16 protein-coding genes are annotated in these 18,755 nt (G+C 71.8%); 5 read left to right on the top strand and 11 right to left on the bottom strand.

Translation table 11 applies throughout. The features are described from left to right. Nucleotides 1-72 precede the first annotated feature (72 nt). Together F1615_RS07025 and F1615_RS07020 are read right to left on the bottom strand one after the other, a co-directional pair. Nucleotides 73-1,383, bottom strand: coding sequence for an MFS transporter (locus F1615_RS07025; protein WP_149547997.1), 1,311 nt, complete (start codon nucleotides 1,381-1,383; stop codon nucleotides 73-75). Beyond that, the gene (locus tag F1615_RS07020) at nucleotides 1,380-2,033 is read right to left on the bottom strand and encodes a GntR family transcriptional regulator (RefSeq protein ID WP_149547996.1); all 654 of its coding nucleotides are present in this window, start codon (nucleotides 2,031-2,033) and stop codon (nucleotides 1,380-1,382) included. Before F1615_RS07020 ends, F1615_RS07025 begins: the two co-directional genes overlap by 4 nt. A gap of 197 nt (nucleotides 2,034-2,230) precedes the next feature. On the opposite strand from F1615_RS07020, the gene F1615_RS07015 reads away from it, so the two are divergent. Next, nucleotides 2,231-3,145 carry a D-alanyl-D-alanine carboxypeptidase family protein gene (locus tag F1615_RS07015; RefSeq protein ID WP_149547995.1) on the top strand — a complete coding sequence of 305 codons (915 nt, stop codon included), beginning with the start codon at nucleotides 2,231-2,233 and terminating at the stop codon, nucleotides 3,143-3,145. A gap of 61 nt (nucleotides 3,146-3,206) precedes the next feature. Here F1615_RS07015 and F1615_RS07010 read toward each other — a convergent pair whose 3' ends face one another. The 4 genes from F1615_RS07010 to F1615_RS06995 form a co-directional block, all read right to left on the bottom strand. Next, a complete protein-coding gene (locus F1615_RS07010; protein WP_149547994.1) occupies nucleotides 3,207-4,607 on the bottom strand; it encodes a dihydrolipoamide acetyltransferase family protein in 1,401 nt (466 codons plus the stop codon). A 10-nt stretch (nucleotides 4,608-4,617) separates the two neighbouring features. Further along, nucleotides 4,618-5,595, bottom strand: coding sequence for an alpha-ketoacid dehydrogenase subunit beta (locus tag F1615_RS07005; protein ID WP_149547993.1), 978 nt, complete (start codon nucleotides 5,593-5,595; stop codon nucleotides 4,618-4,620). Between the two features lies 1 nt (nucleotide 5,596). Next, entirely contained in the window at nucleotides 5,597-6,802 is a 1,206-nt protein-coding gene (gene pdhA, locus F1615_RS07000; protein WP_149547992.1) for a pyruvate dehydrogenase (acetyl-transferring) E1 component subunit alpha, read from the bottom strand. Nucleotides 6,803-7,226: 424 nt separating this feature from the next. Beyond that, a complete protein-coding gene (locus tag F1615_RS06995; protein ID WP_167533680.1) occupies nucleotides 7,227-8,876 on the bottom strand; it encodes a protein kinase domain-containing protein in 1,650 nt (549 codons plus the stop codon). A gap of 346 nt (nucleotides 8,877-9,222) precedes the next feature. On the opposite strand from F1615_RS06995, the gene F1615_RS06990 reads away from it, so the two are divergent. Next, nucleotides 9,223-10,863: a protein kinase domain-containing protein gene (locus F1615_RS06990; RefSeq protein ID WP_149547991.1), complete on the top strand. Its 1,641-nt coding sequence runs from the start codon at nucleotides 9,223-9,225 to the stop codon at nucleotides 10,861-10,863. A gap of 78 nt (nucleotides 10,864-10,941) precedes the next feature. On the opposite strand, the gene F1615_RS06985 is transcribed toward F1615_RS06990, so the two are convergent. Further along, on the bottom strand, nucleotides 10,942-11,481 hold the full coding sequence (locus tag F1615_RS06985) for a bacterial proteasome activator family protein (RefSeq protein ID WP_149547990.1): 540 nt from the start codon (nucleotides 11,479-11,481) through the stop codon (nucleotides 10,942-10,944). Nucleotides 11,482-12,019: 538 nt separating this feature from the next. Between F1615_RS06985 and F1615_RS36130 the strand changes: the two genes are divergently transcribed. After that, nucleotides 12,020-12,253 (top strand): hypothetical protein, encoded by a 234-nt coding sequence (locus F1615_RS36130; RefSeq protein WP_244328655.1) that lies wholly within the window; start codon nucleotides 12,020-12,022, stop codon nucleotides 12,251-12,253. A gap of 24 nt (nucleotides 12,254-12,277) precedes the next feature. On the opposite strand, the gene F1615_RS06975 is transcribed toward F1615_RS36130, so the two are convergent. Next, nucleotides 12,278-13,261: an NAD(P)H-quinone oxidoreductase gene (locus tag F1615_RS06975; RefSeq protein WP_149547988.1), complete on the bottom strand. Its 984-nt coding sequence runs from the start codon at nucleotides 13,259-13,261 to the stop codon at nucleotides 12,278-12,280. A 131-nt stretch (nucleotides 13,262-13,392) separates the two neighbouring features. Here F1615_RS06975 and F1615_RS06970 point away from each other — a divergent pair, with 131 nt between their 5' ends. Then, complete coding sequence (locus F1615_RS06970; RefSeq protein ID WP_149547987.1) at nucleotides 13,393-14,421, top strand: ATP-binding cassette domain-containing protein; 1,029 nt, start codon at nucleotides 13,393-13,395, stop codon at nucleotides 14,419-14,421. Continuing rightward, the gene (locus F1615_RS06965) at nucleotides 14,418-15,266 is read left to right on the top strand and encodes an ABC transporter permease (protein ID WP_149547986.1); all 849 of its coding nucleotides are present in this window, start codon (nucleotides 14,418-14,420) and stop codon (nucleotides 15,264-15,266) included. Before F1615_RS06970 ends, F1615_RS06965 begins: the two co-directional genes overlap by 4 nt. Before the next feature lie 39 nt (nucleotides 15,267-15,305). Here the strand turns inward: F1615_RS06965 and F1615_RS06960 are convergent, their stop codons facing one another. From F1615_RS06960 to F1615_RS06950, 3 genes are read right to left on the bottom strand one after another with little or no spacing between them, the layout of a single operon-like run. Then, nucleotides 15,306-16,403 (bottom strand): potassium channel family protein, encoded by a 1,098-nt coding sequence (locus F1615_RS06960; RefSeq protein ID WP_149547985.1) that lies wholly within the window; start codon nucleotides 16,401-16,403, stop codon nucleotides 15,306-15,308. Further along, nucleotides 16,400-17,752, bottom strand: coding sequence for a molybdopterin molybdotransferase MoeA (locus F1615_RS06955; RefSeq protein WP_149547984.1), 1,353 nt, complete (start codon nucleotides 17,750-17,752; stop codon nucleotides 16,400-16,402). Before F1615_RS06955 ends, F1615_RS06960 begins: the two co-directional genes overlap by 4 nt. Continuing rightward, nucleotides 17,749-18,714, bottom strand: coding sequence for an NTP transferase domain-containing protein (locus F1615_RS06950; protein WP_149547983.1), 966 nt, complete (start codon nucleotides 18,712-18,714; stop codon nucleotides 17,749-17,751). Before F1615_RS06950 ends, F1615_RS06955 begins: the two co-directional genes overlap by 4 nt. Nucleotides 18,715-18,755 lie beyond the last annotated feature (41 nt).

Raw genomic sequence — 18,755 nt, 5'->3', positions numbered from 1 at the left:
AGGGTGGGCGCGGAGGCACCCCACGGGCGCCGGGCCGCGCGTCCCACCCCCGCCCGGCCCCGCACCGGGCCCCTACACGGGCACGTGCACGGACGTCACCCGGCTCGCCACCGACCGCTCCCGCTCGGCCCGCGCCGCCCGCCCGCGCAACCGCAGGATCTGCGTGACACCCAGCGCCTGCACCACGAACACGGACGAGAACGCGACGCCGTAGTCGTCACCGGTCGCGTCCAGCAGCACCCCGATCGCGAACAGCGTCGTCATGGAGGCGACGAACCCGCCCATGTTCGTGATGCCCGACGCCGTTCCCTGCCGCTCCGGCGGATTCGCCGGCCGCGCGAAGTCGAACCCGAGCATCGAGGCGGGCCCGCACGCCCCCAGCACCGCGCACAGCACCACGAGCAGCCACATCGGCGCCGTGTCCGCCGGCCAGGCCAGCGTCACGGCCCACAGCGACGCCGTCGCGGCGACCGTCCCCAGCGCCAGCGGCAGCCGCGCGCCGTGGTGCCGGGCGACGACCTGGCCGTAGACGAGCCCGACGGCCATGTTGGAGAGCACGACGAGCGTCAGCAGCTCACCGGCGGCCGCCCGGGACAGCCCCTGTGCCTCGACGAGGAACGGCATGCCCCACAGCAGCAGGAAGACCATCGCCGGGAACTGCGTCGTGAAGTGCACCCACAGCCCGAGCCGCGTCCCCGGCTCCCGCCAGGACGCGGCGATCTGACGGCGTACGTAGGCGGCGCCCCGGTGCGAAACCGGCTCAGGTCCGTGGCCCTCGGGGTGGTCCTCGAGGAACAGCACCAGCAGCGCGAACACCACGGCCCCGGCGAGCGCGCTGCCCGCGAACGCGGCCGTCCAGCCGATGCCGTGCAGCAGCCGGGAGAGGACCAGCGTGGAGACGAGGTTGCCCGCCATGCCGACCAGCCCGGCCATCTGCGCGACCATCGGCCCGCGCCGCGCCGGGAACCACCGGGTGCCCAGCCGCAGCACGCTGATGAACGTCATCGCGTCCCCGCAGCCGAGCAGCGCCCGCGAGGCGAGGGCCATGCCGTACGACGGTGAGAAGGCGAAGCCGAGCTGTCCGGCCGTGAACAGCACGACGCCGATGCCCAGCACCCGCTTGGTGCCGAGCCGGTCGACCAGCAGCCCGACGGGTATCTGCATGCCCGCGTAGACCAGCAGCTGGAGGATGGAGAACGTGGACAGGGCGGAGGCGTTGACCCCGAAGCGGTCGGCGGCGTCGAGGCCGGCCACACCCAGGGACGTGCGGAAGATGACGGCGACGAAGTAGACGGAGACGCCGATCCCCCAGACGGCGAGGGCACGCCGTCCGCCGGGCGGCTCCGCGCACGGGGCGCCGGAACCCTGACGGGAGGCGCTCACCGCACCTCACCCCTGGCCAGGTGGGAGAACCAGCCGACGTGCCGGTGGACCACGCCGACGGCCGCCTCCGCGTCCCCCGAGCGCAGCGCCCGGAGGATCTCCTCGTGCTCGGCGAGCGTCTTGGCGATGCGGTCGGGGTGGGAGTGCATCACGGCGACGCCCATGCGCAACTGCCGGTCGCGGAGCTGGTCGTAGAGGCGGGAGAGGATCTCGTTGCCGCCGCTGCGGACGATCTCGGCGTGGAAGCACCGGTCGGTGACGGACGCGGCGGCGAAGTCGCCGGCGGCGGCCTGCTCCTTCTGCCGGGCGAGCAGTCGCTCCAGACGCTCGATCAGGCCGGGCGGCGCGGGTACGGCCTTCCGCGCGGCGTTCTCCTCGACGAGCAGCCGGGTCTCCACCACGTCGGCGATCTCCTGCGCGGAGACGGGCAGGACCAGGGCGCCCTTCTTCGGGTAGAGCTTGATCAGCCCCTCGGCCTCCAGGCGCAGCAGCGCCTCGCGCACGGGGGTCCGCGAGACGCCCACGGCCTCGGCCAGCTCGCCCTCCGTGAGCAGCGTGCCGCCCTCGTAACGGCGGTCCAGGACGCCCTGCTTGACGTGGGTGTAGACGCGGTCGGCGGCAGGGGGTTGCTTCACGGCGGCCAGACTCATGCGGACAGGATAGATACAACACGCATGCGTGGAAGTTCACGTCCACGATGCGGACTCGGCCCACCCCCGGGAAGTCGTCCCGCGGAAGAGCGCAACCATCCGCCACCGGCAGGAGTCGGACATGTGCGGCCCCGTTGCCGGCCGCACCTCAACTCTGCCGCTCCACTGGGGCAGTCAACTCAATCGGGGTACCTGACTTGAAGATCGGCATTCGGGGCATCCGCCTCCGCAGAGCCGTCGGCGTCGCCGTGACCACCGGCGCCGTGCTCTCGACCGGAGCCCTCTACGCAGCGCCCGCGCAGGCCGCTCCCGTGCAGGCCGCGGCCGCGCCCACGATCGTCGCCAAGGGCGGCTTCGTGATGAACAACGCGAACGGGAAGTCGCTGTACACGAAGGCGGCGGACACGCGTCGTTCGACGGGGTCGACCACGAAGATCATGACCGCCAAGGTCGTGCTCGCGCAGAAGAACCTGAACCTGGACGCCAAGGTCACGATCCAGATGGCGTACAGCGACTACATCGTGAAGAACAACGCCTCATCGGCCCGGCTGATCGTCGGCGACAAGGTCACCGTGCGCCAGCTGCTGTACGGGCTGATGCTGCCGTCCGGCTGCGACGCGGCGTACGCGCTGGCCGACAAGTTCGGCACCGGCAAGACGCGGTCGGCGCGGGTGAAGTCGTTCATCGGCAAGATGAACGCGGACGCGAAGAAGCTGGGCCTGAAGAACACCCACTTCGACTCGTTCGACGGCATCGGGAACGGCAAGAACTACTCCACGCCGCGCGATCTGACGAAGATCGCGAGCAGCGCGATGAAGAACTCGACGTTCCGCTCGGTCGTGAAGACGAAGAAGTACACGGCGAAGACGAAGACGAAGTCGGGCGGCACCCGCACGATGGCGCCGTGGACCAACACCAACACCCTGCTCGGCAGCTACAGCGGGACGATCGGCGTGAAGACCGGCTCAGGGCCGGAGGCCAAGTACTGCCTGGTCTTCGCCGCGACCCGGGGCGGCAAGACGGTCATCGGCACGGTCCTGGCGTCGTCCTCCGCCACCCAGCGCGAGAAGGACGCCAAGAAACTCCTGGGCTACGGCTTCGGCAAGATCTGACGCACAGGACCCCGGGACGGGAAAGGGGCCCACAGTCACCCGTGGGCCCCTCTCGTCGGCGTCAGGCCCAGGTGATCAGGCGCTTCGGCTGTTCCAGGACGGCGGCCACGTCGGCCAGGACCTTCGAACCCAGTTCGCCGTCGACCAGGCGGTGGTCGAAGGAGAGGGCCAGCGTGGTGACCTGACGGGGCTTGACCTTGCCCTTGTGGACCCACGGCTGGAGCTTGATCGCGCCGACCGCGAGGATCGCGGACTCGCCGGGGTTGAGGATCGGCGTGCCCGTGTCGACGCCGAAGACGCCGACGTTCGTGATCGTCACCGTGCCCGCCTGCATGGCGGACGGGGAGGTCTTGCCCTCGCGGGCCGTGGACACCAGTTCACCCAGGGACTCGGCCAGTTGCGGCAGCGTCTTGGCGTGCGCGTCCTTGATGTTCGGCACGATCAGACCGCGCGGGGTGGCCGCCGCGATGCCCAGGTTGACGTAGTGCTTGACCACGATCTCCTGGGCCGCCTCGTCCCAGGACGCGTTGACCTCGGGGTTGCGCTTGATCGCGACCAGCAGGGCCTTGGCGATCAGCAGGAGGGGGTTCACGCGCAGACCCGCGAACTCCTTGTCCTGCTTGAGCTCCTCGACCAGCTTCATCGTGCGGGTCACGTCCACCGTCACGAACTCCGTGACGTGCGGCGCCGTGAACTTCGAGCCCACCATCGCCGCCGCCGTCGCCTTGCGGACCCCCTTGATCGGGACACGGGTCTCGCGCGCGGTGTCGTACGACACCGGGGCGGCCGGAGCGGGAGCAGAGGGGGCCGGCGCGGCCGCCGGCTCCTCCGGAGCCCGCACCGCGGCCACCGCCGCGTGGACGTCCTCACGGGTGATGATTCCGTCCGGGCCGGTCGGGGTGACCGTCGTCAGGTCGACGCCCAGGTCCTTCGCCAGCTTGCGCACAGGCGGCTTGGCCAGCGGGCGGGACGCACCGGTGACGGGAGCATGGCCGTTCAGCTCCGTCTGGACGGCCGCCGTCGCCTGCTGGGCGGAGGCGTCCGGTGCCGCCGTCCTGCGCGGGCGGCGGCGCGTCGAGGACGTCGCCACGCCGTAGCCGACCAGGACGGGCTTGCGGGCCGCCGGCTCGGCCTTCGGCTCCTCGGGAGCCGGTTCCGGCACGGCGGCCGGGGCGGGCGCCTCCTCCGCCGGAGCCGCGCCGCCCGAGACGTCCACCGCGATGATGGACGTGCCCACGTCGACCGTGGTGCCCTCGGGGAAGTGCAGCGCGCGGACCACACCGTCGTAGGGGATGGGCAGTTCGACGGCCGCCTTCGCCGTCTCGACCTCGCAGACCACCTGGCCGTCGGTGACCGTGTCACCCGGCTGGACGTACCACTTGAGGATCTCGGCCTCGGTGAGGCCCTCGCCCACGTCCGGCATCTTGAACTCGCGTACGGACGCGTTCGTCATCGTCGTCACGACCCTCTCCTCAGTACGCCAGCGAGCGGTCGACGGCATCGAGCACCCGGTCCAGGTCCGGGAGGTAGGACTCCTCCAGACGGGCCGGCGGGTACGGGGCGTGGTAGCCGCCCACCCGCAGCACCGGGGCCTCCAGGTGGTAGAAGCAGCGCTCCGTGATCCGCGCGGCGATCTCCGCGCCGGAACCGAAGAACACCGGCGCCTCGTGGACCACGACGAGCCGGCGCGTCTTCTCCACCGACGCCTGGACCGAGTCGAAGTCGATCGGGGAGACCGAGCGCAGGTCGAGCACCTCGAGGGAGCGGCCCTCCTCGGCGGCCGCGTCGGCGACCTCCTGGCAGAGCTTCACCATCGGGCCGTACGCCGCGAGGGTGAGGTCCGAGCCCTCGCGCACCACCCGTGCGGTGTGCAGCGGGCCGGGGATCGCCTCGGTGTCCACCTCGGACTTGTCCCAGTAGCGCCGCTTGGGCTCGAAGAAGATCACCGGGTCGTCGCTCTGGATGGCCTGCTGCATCATCCAGTACGCGTCGGACGCGTTCGACGGCGACACGATCTTCAGACCGGCCACGTGCGCGAACAGCGACTCCGGCGACTCGGAGTGGTGCTCCACCGCGCCGATGCCGCCGCCGTACGGGATGCGCACGACGACCGGCAGCTTGACCTTGCCCAGCGAGCGGGCGTGCATCTTCGCGAGCTGCGTGACGATCTGGTCGTACGCCGGGAAGACGAAGCCGTCGAACTGGATCTCCACCACGGGGCGGTAGCCGCGCAGGGCCAGGCCGATCGCGGTGCCGACGATGCCCGACTCGGCGAGCGGGGTGTCGATGACGCGGCTCTCGCCGAAGTCCTTCTGCAGTCCGTCCGTCACCCGGAACACGCCGCCGAGCTTGCCGACGTCCTCACCCATGACGAGGACCTTCGGGTCCGTCTCCAGGGCGCGCCGCAGCGACTCGTTGACCGCCTTGGCCAGGGCCATCTTCTCTGCCATGTCACTTACCCCCGTCTTCGTCCGCGAACGACGCCTGGTAGGCGGCGAACTGCGCCCGCTCCTCGTCCACGAGCGCGTGGCCGTCCGCGTACACGTTCTCGAAGATGGCGAAGTGGTCCGGGTCCGGCATGGCGCGGACCGCTTCGCGCACTCGTTTGCCCAACGCCTCGCTCTCGGTCTCCAGTTCCGCGAAGAATCCCTCGTCCGCGTGGTTTGCGGCCTCGAGATAGCGGCGGAGGCGCAGGATCGGGTCCTTGGCCTCCCAGGCGGCCCGCTCCTCGTCGTGGCGGTAGCGGGTGGGGTCGTCGGAGGTGGTGTGCGCGCCCATGCGGTACGTGAACGCCTCGACCAGCGTCGGACCCTCACCGGCACGGGCCCGCTCCAGGGCCCACCTGGTGACGGCCAGGTTCGCCAGCACGTCGTTGCCGTCCACGCGGACGCCCGGGAAGCCGAAGCCCTGCGCGCGCTGGTACAGCGGCACGCGGGACTGCTTCTCGGTCGGCTCGGAGATCGCCCACTGGTTGTTCTGGCAGAAGAACACCACGGGGGCGTTGTAGACCGCGGAGAAGGTGAAGGCCTCGGCCACGTCGCCCTGGCTGGAGGCACCGTCGCCGAAGTAGGCGATGACGGCGCTGTCCGCGCCGTCCTTGGTGATGCCCATCGCGTACCCGGTGGCGTGCAGCGTCTGGGAACCGATGACGATCGTGTACAGGTGGAAGTTGTTCCCGTTGGGGTCCCAGCCGCCGTTGTTCACACCGCGGAACATGCCGAGCAGGTTGGTCGGGTCCACCCCGCGGCACCACGCGACACCGTGCTCGCGGTAGGTGGGGAAGACGTAGTCGTCGTCGCGCAGCGCCCGGCCGGAGCCGATCTGCGCCGCCTCCTGCCCGAGCAGCGAGGCCCACAGGCCCAGCTCGCCCTGGCGCTGCAGGGAGGTGGCCTCGGCGTCGAAGCGGCGGGTGAGCACCATGTCGCGGTACAGACCGCGCAGGTCCTCGGCGGTGATGTCCGCGACGTACTTGTCGAACTCGGCGTTCTTGACGCGCTTGCCCTCGGGCGTCAGCAGCTGGACGAGGGCGGGCTCGGCGCTCTTCCCGGCGCCGGTGGCCTTCTTGGTCGTGCTGGTGGTGCGCTTGGTGCCGGTGGTGCCGGCCTTGTTTCCGGCGCTGCGTCGCGGTGTGCGCGCGGCAGTGCTCTCCACGGTCACGTGTGCTCCTCCGTCGGTCCGGCCCCCGGGGTTGCCGGCAGGCCAGTGCGGCTCACCTGTTTCTCGACCACCGGGCACGGGGTGGGTGCCACTCGACCGGGAACAGGCGTGACAGGTGCCCCGGCGAGCGCCCTGCACAAAGCACGTTACCCAGTGCTCCACATTTCTGTGAAACCCCATCTGACCTGCGATTTTGCTTGGATTTCCAAGTAAATCGGGAACGGTCCTGAAGGCGCGCTGGTCACAGCCTTGCAGGAGGCCGGAGCAACGGCACGTTATCCCGGCCGGGGCGGGCACGGGAAGGGCTGAGATGGGTGACGGCACGGCGTGCCGCGCGAGCCGGTCACGGGGTGTGCGGAGAGATGCACGGACCGTTCAGGGCGGAGGGGGCCGGGGGGTGGGGAGCCCGGGGCGAACGGGCCGGTCAGCCCGCCCCGCCGGGCACTCCGCCCGCGTCGGTGCCGCCCACGTCGGTGCCACCCGCGTCCGTCCCGCCCGCGTCGGTGCCACCCGCGTCGGTGCCACCCGCGTCCGTCCCGCCCGCGTCGGTGCCACCCGCGTCCGTGCCGCCGGTGTCCGTGCCGCCGGTGTCGGTGGCGCCCGTCTCGGACGGCGGCGCGGACGTCGGCGGGTCGCTCGGCTCCTCCGTCTCCGGCTGCGACGGCGTGTACGACGGCTCGTACGACGGCGTCCAGTCGCCGTTGCCGCCCGTGGAGGTGCCCGGGTCCGTGCCGGGGTCGGTCGTCTCCTCGGTCGCGTCGTCGCTCGGGGTCTCGCTCGGCTTCTTGTCCTCGGTGGTCTGCGAGGTGGACGGCGAGGTCTCGGGCTTGCCGCCGCCTCCGCCCCCACCGCCGTTGTTGAGCGCCAGCGCGACACCCGCCGCGACGGCGATCACCGCGAGCACCGCGAGGACCCACAGCTTGCCGCGCCCGCTGCCCTTGTTGCCGTTGCCCTCGAAACCGCCGTCGTCCCCGCCGCCGTAACCACCGCCGTATCCGGTGGGCAGGATCGGCTGCGGGATCGCCGTCGTACCGGCGGCGTCCGGGTGGGGCATCACGGCCGCCCCGGCGAAACCGGCCGCCGGGGTGCGCGGGCCCTCGTGCATGTCGACGGGGCCGGTGTTCCAGGTGCCGGTGTGGCCGCCCTGGTCGTAGAGCATCTGCAGCCCGTACTGGACCAGCCCGCGCATCTCCTCGGCCGTCTGGAAGCGGTCGTCGGGATCCTTGGCGAGGGAGCGCATGACCAGCCCGTCCAGCTCCGGCGGGCAGGCGTCCGAGGCCTCCGACGGGGGCGTGGGGATGTCCTGGACGTGCTGGTAGACCACCGACAGCGGCGTCTCACCGGTGAACGGGGGACGCAGCGCCAGCAGTTCGTACATCAGGCAGCCGGTGGCGTACAGGTCGGAGCGGTGGTCGACGGCCTTGCCGAGGGCCTGCTCCGGGGAGAGGTACTGCGGGGTGCCCATGACCATGCCGGTCTGCGTCATCGTCGTGGACGCGCCGTGCAGCGCGCGGGCGATGCCGAAGTCCATCACCTTGACGGCGCCGTTGTTGGTGATGATGACGTTGGCCGGCTTGATGTCGCGGTGCACGATGCCGTGCTGGTGCGAGTAGGCGAGCGCCTCGAGGACACCGGAGACGATGATCAGCGCCTGCTCGGGGCCGGGCGCCTCGGCGTTCATCAGGAGGTCGCGGATGGTGCGGCCCTCGACGATCTCCATCACGATGTACGGCACCGACTGGCCGCCCATGACGTCCTCGCCGGAGTCGTACACGGCGACGATGGCGTGATGGTTGAGACCCGCCACCGACTGCGCCTCACGCGTGAAGCGCGCCTTGGACACGGGGTCCTCGGCGAGGTCGGAGCGCAGCAGCTTCACGGCTACCGTGCGCCCGAGGCGCACGTCCTCGGCCGCGAACACCTCGGCCATGCCGCCCCGGCCGAGTCTGCGGGTCAACCGGTACCGGCCGTCGCCGACGAGCCCGCCGTTGCCCCAGTTGTCCGGCGCGTCCGAGATGCCGCCGCCAGTCGCCTCGGGGTCGGACGGGCCCTGAGCGCGCTGCTGCTGTGCCATCAGTCCTCGCCGTCGTTTCTGCCCGCGGTGCGCGCGGTGTTGTCACGGTCTCCGTCGGCCACGCTACAGCCTTTGCACGAGGCTCCGGTCCGAGACGGGCTGCCCAGGCCGGCACGAGACGGACCGGTCATGAAACCCGCACTCCGTACTGTCGTGCAAATCCCGTGTACCGGCAGTACGACCGCTGTAACGCTTCCGCGACGCTTCTTTCGCGTACGGTCACGGAACGGGCACCGCGCTTGACGTGTCAGTGGCCTGGGGCAGACTTGGCCGGGAATAGCACATTGGATCTACGACGACACAGTCACCGACGGCGGCGCCGGAGAGGCTACGGGGGACGCGGAACATGAGCCAGGACGGCGCACAGGGCCAGTACGCGGGGCGGGCGCTCGCCGGCGGACGTTACCAACTGCGGGACCTGCTCGGCCAGGGCGGCATGGCGTCGGTGCACCTCGCCTACGACAGCGTGCTCGACCGCCAGGTCGCCATCAAGACGTTGCACACGGAACTCGGACGCGAGCAGGCGTTCCGTGAGCGCTTCCGTCGCGAGGCCCAGTCCGTGGCGAAGCTCACGCACACCAACATCGTGTCGGTCTTCGACACCGGCGAGGACGATGTGGACGGCATGACGACGCCGTACATCGTCATGGAGTACGTCGAGGGCCGCCCGCTGGGCTCCGTGCTCGACGAGGACGTCCGGCAGCAGGGCGCGATGCCCGCCGACAAGGCGCTGAAGATCACCGCGGACGTGCTGGCGGCGCTGGAGATCAGCCACGAGATGGGGCTGGTCCACCGGGACATCAAGCCGGGCAACGTGATGATGACCAAGCGCGGCGTGGTCAAGGTCATGGACTTCGGCATCGCCCGCGCCATGCAGTCCGGTGTGACGTCGATGACACAGACCGGCATGGTCGTCGGCACCCCGCAGTACCTCTCGCCGGAGCAGGCGCTCGGCCGGGGCGTCGACGCGCGTTCCGACCTGTACTCGGTCGGCATCATGCTGTTCCAGCTGGTCACCGGGCGGCTGCCGTTCGAGGCGGACTCGCCGCTGGCCATCGCCTACGCGCACGTCCAGGAGGAGCCGCCGACCGCCTCCTCGATCAACCGTTCGCTGCCGCCCGCCGTGGACGCGCTGATCGCCCGTGCGCTGAAGAAGAATCCGAACGAGCGTTTCCCCAGCGCGGAGGCCATGCGCGGGGAGTGCCTGCGGGTCGCCCAGTCCTTCCACGCGGCCCCGCCGAGCATCGTCCCGGGCACGCAGGCGCCGAGCGGGGCGGGCGTCGGTTCCGCGGTGTTCCCGCCGGTCGACCAGGCGACCCCGGCGCCCACGGGCAACGTGCAGACGCCCTACCAGCCGACCCCGCCGCCCAATCCGTACGGCACCTCGGCCCCGTCCGCGCCGTCCCCGGCCTACGGCTATCCGCAGCACGGCGGCTACGGGACGCCCGCGCCCCCGGCGTACGCGCAGCAGCAGGGTGCGTCGACTCCGCCGCCCTACAACATCACGCCCCGGAGCTCCGGGTCGGGTGGCGGCCGGAACAAGCCCGTGATCATCGGATCGATCGCCGTCTCCTTCCTGGCCGTCGGCGGCCTGGTCGCGGCCCTGCTGATGAACAACGGCGAGAAGGACCCGCAGGGCGGCGGGGGCAGCAGCGCCTCGGCGTCGGCGTCGCCGAGCAAGGCGGCGGGTTACCGCGGACCGGACACGGCGAAGACGATCGACAAGGAAGAGTGCGAGGAGCCGCAGGAGTCGTACAACGACCCCGAGAAGATCCGGCTGCCCAACTTCAAGTTCAAGTACATCGGATCGGTGAAGGAGTGCTTCCAGGCCGCGGGCTGGGGCGACTTCAAGATCGTCGATGTGGACGAGAACACCTACGGCGAGGGCTCCGTCCGGGAGCAGTTCCCGCCGGCCGGCACGGACGTCGACCCGGAGGACATGCCGGAGATCACGCTCAAGGTGTCGACGGGCAACCCCCCGTCCTGACCCACGCCGTACACGGCACGGCGAAGGGGCCCGGCATTCGGTTGCCGGGCCCCTTCGTGCCGTTCGGGCGGGGGGCGATTACAGGTACGGGCCGCCCGTGCGGCCGCCCACGTGGGGGTCCTCCTGGCCGTCGCCGACGCCCGGGGGGAGAGCGCGGCGCATCTGCTCGAGCTGGGCGCGCGCCGCCATCTGCTGGGCGAAGAGCGTGGTCTGGATGCCGTGGAAGAGACCCTCCAGCCAGCCCACCAACTGGGCCTGCGCGATCCGCAGTTCGGCGTCGCTCGGGGTGGCCTCGTCCGTGAAGGGCAGGGAGAGCCGCTCCAGCTCCTCGACCAGCTGCGGGGCCAGACCGTCCTCCAGCTCCTTCACCGAACTGGCGTGGATCTCCTTGAGCCGGACCCGGCTGGCCTCGTCCAGAGGAGCCGCCCGCACCTCCTCCAGCAGCTGCTTGATCATGCTGCCGATCCGCATGACCTTCGCCGGCTGTTCGACCTGCTCCGTCACCGGGGTCTCGCGGGAGTCCTCGTCCCCGCTGCCGCCGCTGAGCGCCATGCCGTCCTGGCCGACGACCAGGATCTGGGGATTTTCCGGCGACCGTTCGTTCCTCGGCATCTCCATACCCTCATTGTCTCGCACGCCCGTCGTCCCCTTCCGGGGTGCCCCCGGAAGTCGGCGCTCGCCCGGGGTCCACCGGACGGCGGCATCCGGAATGCCCGGCTGGTGGGGGGATGCGAGGCTGTTGGGCGTCCATCCGGCCCATCTTGCCGACGGTGTGACCGAGCACCGGACGGCGCGGGAGGTCACGGTCGTGACTCCATGGCTGCGTGTAGTGGGGGCGGCGGTTGTTCTGGGGGCGGGGGCGGTGGTGCTGCCGTACGGCCCTGTCGTAGGGCCACCGGGTACGGCGGTGGCGTACGGGGCGGCGGAGGTCGGCGCCGAGCCCGCGTCCCGTTCCCCCTCGCCCTCCCCCTCGTCGTCGGTGTCACCTTCGTCATCGCCCTCCGAGAGGCCGTCGCGGGCCGGTAGCCGGCCGGGTGAGGGCCGGGAGCGGCCCGGACGGCACGAGCCGCGGGACACCGCCCCGCACGGGCGGCACCAGCGGGGCGAAGCGGACGACAGGGACGCGGGAACCCGGGGCGGGACCGAGCGTCCGGACGTGCCGCGTGAAAAGGGCGAGGGGGCCGTGTCCCGGGTGCCCGACCGGGACGGCCCGGCGTCCCAGGAGGCGGTCCCGGTGCCCTCCACGACCTCGCGGGCGGCGGAGCCGAACGCGGTCGCGAGCACCGGACCCGTCCTGCGCATCCTTCCTCTCGGCAGCGGCCTGGTGCTCATCGGCCTCGGCTTCGGCCTCGCCTTCGTCGCCCTGCGCATGCGCCAGGCCTCGGGCTGAGGGGCGCCGCGGCGGGCGGGCCGTTCAGTCCGGGGTGACCAGCAGGACCTTGCCGACGTGGCCGCTGTCCTCCACCACGCGGTGGGCGGCGGCCGCGTCCGGCATCGGGATCTCGCGGTCGATCACGGGGCGGACATGGCCGCCGGCGACGAGCGGCCAGACGTGTTCCCGTACGGCCGCCACGATCGCCGCCTTCTCCTCCAGGGGCCGGGCCCGCAGCGAGGTCGCGCTGATGGCGCCCCGCTTGCCGAGGAGGGCGCCGATGTTCAGCTCGCCCTTGACGCCGCCCTGCATGCCGATGATCGCCAGCCGCCCGTTCACGGCGAGGGCCCGGACGTTGCGGTCCAGGTACTTGGCCCCCATGTTGTCGAGGATGACGTCCGCGCCGGCGCCGTCGGTGGCCCGCTCCAGCTCGGCGACGAAGTCCTGCTCGCGGTAGTTGATCAGGATGTCGGCGCCGAGCTCGGCGCAGCGCTCCAGCTTCTCCTCGGTGCCCGCGGTCACGGCGACCCGCGCGCCGACGGCCTTGGCGAGCTGGATCGCCATGGTGCCGATGCCGCTGGAGCCGCCGTGCACGAGCAGGGTCTCGCCGGGGCGCAGGTGGGCGACCATGAAGACGTTCGACCAGACCGTGCAGACGACCTCCGGGAGCGCCGCCGCCTGATCGACGGCGAGCCCCTCGGGGACGGGCAGCAGCTGTCCGGCCGGGACGGCGACCTTCTCGGCGTAGCCGCCGCCGGCGAGCAGCGCGCAGACCTCGTCGCCGACGGTCCATCCGCTCACCCCGGGTCCGAGCGCGGCGATCCGGCCGGAACACTCCAGGCCGGGGTAGGGGGACGCGCCGGGCGGGGGGTTGTAGAAGCCCTGCCGCTGGAGGATGTCGGCCCGGTTCACGGCCCCGGCCACCACCTCGACCAGGACCTCGCCCTCGCCGGCCACGGGATCGGGGACCTCGGTCCACACCAGTGCCTCGGGGCCACCGGGTTCGGGAATCGTGATCGCATGCATGAGGGGACGGTACTCCCGCCGGACCCGGGGGCCACGGGCGCGGCCGGCGGAAATCCATGTGCGGGACCGATGAGTTTGCGCGACCGTGAAGGTCTCCCCTGCGTAGCCCAAGCACCGGAAGGACCCGAAGCATGAGCACGCAATCGTCCGGCCCGGCCATCGAGACCGTGGGCCTGGTCAAAACCTTCGGTGAGACACGGGCCGTCGACGGGGTCGATCTGACCGTGCCGGCCGGCACGGTGTACGGCGTCCTCGGACCGAACGGCGCCGGCAAGACCACCACCGTGAAGATGCTCGCCACCCTCCTGCGGCCCGACGGCGGCGAAGCCCACGTCTTCGGTCACGACGTCGTCCGCGAGGCCGACGAGGTGCGCGGCCGGGTGAGCCTCACCGGCCAGTACGCGTCCGTGGACGAGGACCTCACCGGCACCGAGAACCTGGTGCTGCTGGCCCGGCTCCTCGGCCACCGCAAGCCCGCCGCCCGCACCCGTGCCGCCCAGCTCCTGGAGGCGTTCGGTCTCACCGAGGCGGCCGGGAAGCAGGTCAAGCACTACTCGGGCGGCATGCGGCGCCGCATCGACATCGCCGCGTCCATCCTCAACACCCCCGACCTGCTGTTCCTCGACGAGCCGACCACCGGCCTGGACCCGCGCAGCCGCAACCAGGTGTGGGACATCGTGCGCGCGGTCGTCGCCCAGGGCACGACGGTCCTGCTGACCACGCAGTACCTGGACGAGGCCGACCAGCTGGCGTCCCGGATCGCCGTCATCGACCGCGGCAAGGTGATCGCCGAGGGCACCAAGGGCGAACTCAAGGCGTCCGTCGGCGCCGGATCGGTCCACCTGCGGCTGCGGGACGCGGACCAGCGGCCGCTCGCCGCGGACCTGCTGCGCCGCGCGCTCGACGCGCAGGTGCAGACCGAGCACGACCCGGTGGCGCTGACCGCCCGGCTCACCGCGGCCGCGGGCAACGACTCGGCCGCCGGGCAGGCCGCCCGCGCGCTGAACGAACTGGCCCGCGCCGGCGTCACCGTCGACAACTTCTCACTCGGCCAGCCCAGTCTGGACGAGGTGTTCCTGGCCCTCACCGGACACGACACCCAGCAGCCCCGGCCCGGCTCCGGCCACGCCCACGACCCGAAGGACGAGGTGGCGGCATGAGCACCACGACCACCACCGAGAGCGGCGAACTCGCCCCGGTGCGCACCGACTCCCTCGCCGGCCTGCTCGTCGCCAAGGAGCGCCCGCCGCGGCCGAGCGCCTGGTCGGCCTCGCTGACCTTCGGCTGGCGCGCCATCCTCAAGATCAAGCACGTGCCGGAGCAGCTCTTCGACGTCACGGCGTTCCCGATCATGATGGTGCTGATGTACACGTACCTGTTCGGCGGGGCGCTGGCCGGATCGCCGAAGGAGTACATCCAGTTCCTGCTGCCGGGCATCCTGGTGATGTCGGTCGTGATGATCACGATGTACACCGGCGTCTCGGTCAACACGGACATCGAGAAGGGTGTCTTCGACCGGTTCCGCAGCCTGCCGATCTGGCGGCCGTCGACGATGGTCGGCTATCTGCTCGGCGACGCCCTGCGCTACACCATCGCGTCCGTCGTGATGCTGGCCGTCGGCATGATCCTCGGCTACCGCGCCGACGGCGGGGTCGTCGGGGTGCTCGCCGGGATCGCGCTGCTGGTGCTGTTCTCGTTCGCCTTCTCGTGGATCTGGACGATGTTCGGGCTGCTGCTGCGCACCGAGAAATCGGTGATGGGCGTCAGCATGATGGTGATCTTCCCGCTCACCTTCCTGTCCAACGTCTTCGTCGACCCGCGCACCATGCCGGGCTGGCTCCAGGCGTTCGTCAACAACAGTCCCATCACCCACCTGGCGTCCGCGGTGCGCGGGCTGATGGCGGGCGACTGGCCGGCCGACGAGATCGCCTGGACGCTGGGCTGGGCCGGTCTGTTGGTGCTGGTCTTCGGGCCGGTCACGATGCGGCTGTACAACCGCAAGTAGCCCCGGCGGAGTCCGGTCGGGGGAGCGCCCCCGGGGGCCTCACCCCCGGGGGAGCGGGCGGATGTCGGGGGCGACCTGTGTGCCGGGCGTCGCCCGCACGATCGTGATCAGCCGGTCCGTCAGCTCCAGCGTCCCGACGTCCGGATCGTCGTAGCCCAGCACCCGGTGCCCGCGTACGACGCTCACCACCAGGTCGTTCGTCTCGCGCGGGGTCTTGCCCACCTCGGCCTTTATGACCGGCCGCTCCACGATGTCCAGCCCGGTCCCCTGCTGGATGAGGTCCTCCATGACCATGCCGGCCGAGGGGCTGAGCACCGAGAGCCCGAGCAGCCGCCCGGCCGCGCTGGCGCTGGTGATGACCGCGTCGGCGCCCGACTGCTTCAGCAGCGGGGCGTTCTCCTCCTCGCGCACCGCGGCCACGATCTTCGCACCCCGGTTGAGCTGGCGCGCCGTGAGCGTCACCAGGACGGCCGTGTCGTCGCGCTGCGTGGCGATGATGATCTGCCGTGCCCGGTACACCTCGGCCCGCTTCAGCACCTCGCTGCGCGTGGCATCCCCTATCACGCCCGCGTAACCGTCCGCCGCGGCCGCCTCGATCGCCTTCGCGCTCGGATCGACCACCACGACCTGCTCCTTGCGGAGCCCGGTCGCACAGACCGTCTTGATGGCGGACCTGCCCTTGGTCCCGAACCCGACGACAACGGTGTGATCGCGCAACGTGGACCTCCAGCGGTTCAGTCGCCACTCCTCCCGGGTGCGTTCGGTGAGGGCCTCGAGGGTGGTGCCGACCAGGATGATCAGGAACAGCACACGCAACGGCGTGATGACGAAGATATTGGTGAGCCGGGCGGCGTCGCTGACCGGCGTGATGTCGCCGTACCCGGTGGTGGAGAGGGTGACGGTCGCATAGTAGAACGCGTCGAGCAGGTCGATTGATCCGTCGGAGTTGTCGTTGTAGCCGTCGTGGTCGGCGTACACGATGAACGCCGTCACCACGAGCACCACCAGGGCCATCGACAGCCGCTTGGCGACCTGGCGGATCGGATGCTCCACCATCTTCCTCGGGAGTTTCACCCGATGCGTCACCAGATGTTCGTCCGCCTGGCGAGCGATGGCGTCCTGGCCCGGAAGTTTCACGTGAAACACACCCCGATTCCCCCGGACGCCCAGGGCAGGTCCAGCAGTTCCGCCTCCTCGCCGGGCCCCGACCCTCCGGGGGGTACGACGGCGAGCGCGTCGGCCGCCGCGACGCCCCGCAGCATGGCCGGACCGTTGTAGAGCAACGGCAGCGCCCGGTCGCCGCGCAGGGTGACGGGGACCAGCCGGGTGTCGTACGGGTGTCCCTGCACCCCGTCCCGCAGCGCCAGCGTGTACGGCTCCGGTGCGGGGCGGGCCGCGAGGGTCCGCAGGAGGGGCTCGGCGAGGGTGAGCAGCCCCGAGACGGCGGCCAGGGGGTTGCCCGGCAGGCCGACGAGATGCTGGTTCTCCTTGGTGCGGGCCAGCAGCATCGGGTGACCCGGGCGCACCCTGACGCCGTTCACGAGGAGTTCGGCGCCGATGCGGCGCAGCGTGGGGTGCACATGGTCCACGGGGCCGGCGGCGGTGCCGCCGGTGGTGACGACGACATCGGCGTCGCAGGCGGTGATCGCCTCGTACAGCGCCTGCTCGTCGTCGCCGACCCGGCGTACGTCGGTGACCTCCGCGCCGAGGGCGCGCAGCCAGGGCGGCAGCAGCGGACCGAGCGCGTCCCGGATCAGCCCGTCGTGCGGCAGGCCCTCGCCGAGCAATTCGTCACCGAGGACGAACACGGCGGCGCGGGGCCGGGGGACGGCCATGAGCGTGTCGTATCCGGCGGCGGCGGCCATGCCCAGGACCGGCGGGGTCACCAGGGTGCCCACGGGCAGCAGCTGGTCGCCGCTGCGGCACTCCTGGCCTCGGGGGCGGATGTCCTGGCCGTGGGTGACGGTGTGCGGTGCCCGGTCGGCGGCGGCGTGCAGCCGGCCCTTGTCGTCGGTGCGGCCGTGTTCGCTGCGGAGCACGGCGGTGGTGTCCGGGGGGATGCGGGCGCCGGTGGCGATACGGACGGCCTCGCCGTCGGTGAGCGGCACGTGCTCGGCGTGCCCGGCGAGGACGCCTTCCTCCCGTACGTCCCAGGGGCCGGGGCCGGACACCGCCCAGCCGTCCATCGCGGAGGTGTCGAAGGAGGGCAGGTCGGTGAGAGCGGTGAGGGGGGCGGCCAGGGTGAGGCCGAGGGCGGAGGCGAGGGGGACGGCCACGGGGGTCAGGTACCCCGTGCGGCTGCCGCGGCGCGGGGCGCGTCCGGCGATGGTCCGGGCCTCGGTCCAGTCGGTGGCGTGGTGGCGCGTGGTGCCGCCGGGGGCGTGGTCGCCGGCGGTGCGGTCGGGTCGTTGCTTCACGAGGGCGAGCGCCTCCTCGACGTCGAGGTCATCGGCGTCCTCTTCGGCCCGGGTTGCATGCGCGGTCATTCTGCTTCCGGGCGGGTGTCGGGGGTCGCGTCGGGCGCGGCGTCGCCGGACGCGGTGCCGGCGGCCGGGGCGTCCTCGTCCGCCCAGCGCAGCGCGAGCGCCGCGGCCTTGCGGGCCGCCTCGGCGACGGCCTCGCGGTCGCCGCCGGCCCGGGCGGCCGCATACCCGACGAGGAAGGTGGTCAGCGGAGCGGCGGGCCTGGCCACGCCGTGGGCGGCGTCGCGGGCGAGGTCGAGCAGCACGCCGGTGTCGACGTCCAGGTCGATGCCCAGCTCGTCCTTGACTGCGGAGATCCATTCGTCCAACACGTGTCCATGCTCCCTGATGCGTGCCCTGGCTGTGGCGATGTCGTCCCAGGTGTCGCAGTCGAAGGACGCCACCGGGTCGGAGATACGGGTGAGGTCGAGAGCGCCGGTCAGCCGGCGCAGGGGGAGTCCGGTCAGATCGCCGTGCCGGCCGGTGAGCGCGGTCAGTTCGCGGCGCAGGGACGAGGTCCGGTACGCGGCCACGAGCGGCTGGTCCCGGCCGTCGGAGTCGGTCAGCAGCACGCCGTCGGCCGTGCCGCCGCTGAGGACCGCCAGCAGTGCCTCGACGGTGCCCCGGCCGAGGAACGGCAGATCGGCGGAGAGGAGGACGACATGGCCGGCGGTGGTGTGCCGGAGTCCGGCGTCGAGCGCGGCCAGGGGTCCGCCGCCCGGGGGCTCCTCGCGGGCCCAGACCACGGGCCGGGCGGTGGGGCGGGGGCCGGCGACGACCACCGTTGTCCGGGCGTCGGCGCAGGCCGCGAGCACCCGGTCCAGCAGCGCCCGTCCGCCGACGCGCACACCGGGCTTGTCCGCGCCCCCGAGCCGGCGGGCGGCACCACCGGCGAGCACGACGGCGTCGTACGCGGCGTCGGACCCCCCGCGACGATCGCCGGAAGGACCGCCGGAGGAAACACCGGGTGGCTGGTACTCGGTCACCCCCCGAGTATGCGTGCCCCCGCGATCACAAAGAACGCGGG

The sequence above is a fragment of the Streptomyces marokkonensis genome (assembly GCF_008312835.1).
In the GTDB taxonomy this organism is placed as follows: domain Bacteria; phylum Actinomycetota; class Actinomycetes; order Streptomycetales; family Streptomycetaceae; genus Streptomyces; species Streptomyces marokkonensis_A.
Note: the sequence above shows the minus strand (reverse complement) of the source record. Positions and strands in the feature narration are given on the sequence as shown.

Excerpts from the sequence above, each read along its gene's own strand:
- F1615_RS07005 (WP_149547993.1), bottom strand. The coding sequence starts at position 5,595 with ATGGCAGAGAAGATGGCCCTGGCCAAGGCGGTCAACGAGTCGCTGCGG.
- F1615_RS06970 (WP_149547987.1), top strand. The coding sequence starts at position 13,393 with ATGAGCACGCAATCGTCCGGCCCGGCCATCGAGACCGTGGGCCTGGTC.
- F1615_RS06995 (WP_167533680.1), bottom strand. The coding sequence starts at position 8,876 with ATGGCACAGCAGCAGCGCGCTCAGGGCCCGTCCGACCCCGAGGCGACT.
- F1615_RS06985 (WP_149547990.1), bottom strand. The coding sequence starts at position 11,481 with ATGGAGATGCCGAGGAACGAACGGTCGCCGGAAAATCCCCAGATCCTG.
- F1615_RS06955 (WP_149547984.1), bottom strand. The coding sequence starts at position 17,752 with ATGACCGCGCATGCAACCCGGGCCGAAGAGGACGCCGATGACCTCGAC.
- F1615_RS06990 (WP_149547991.1), top strand. The coding sequence starts at position 9,223 with ATGAGCCAGGACGGCGCACAGGGCCAGTACGCGGGGCGGGCGCTCGCC.
- F1615_RS06965 (WP_149547986.1), top strand. The coding sequence starts at position 14,418 with ATGAGCACCACGACCACCACCGAGAGCGGCGAACTCGCCCCGGTGCGC.
- F1615_RS07020 (WP_149547996.1), bottom strand. The coding sequence starts at position 2,033 with ATGAGTCTGGCCGCCGTGAAGCAACCCCCTGCCGCCGACCGCGTCTAC.
- F1615_RS06975 (WP_149547988.1), bottom strand. The coding sequence starts at position 13,261 with ATGCATGCGATCACGATTCCCGAACCCGGTGGCCCCGAGGCACTGGTG.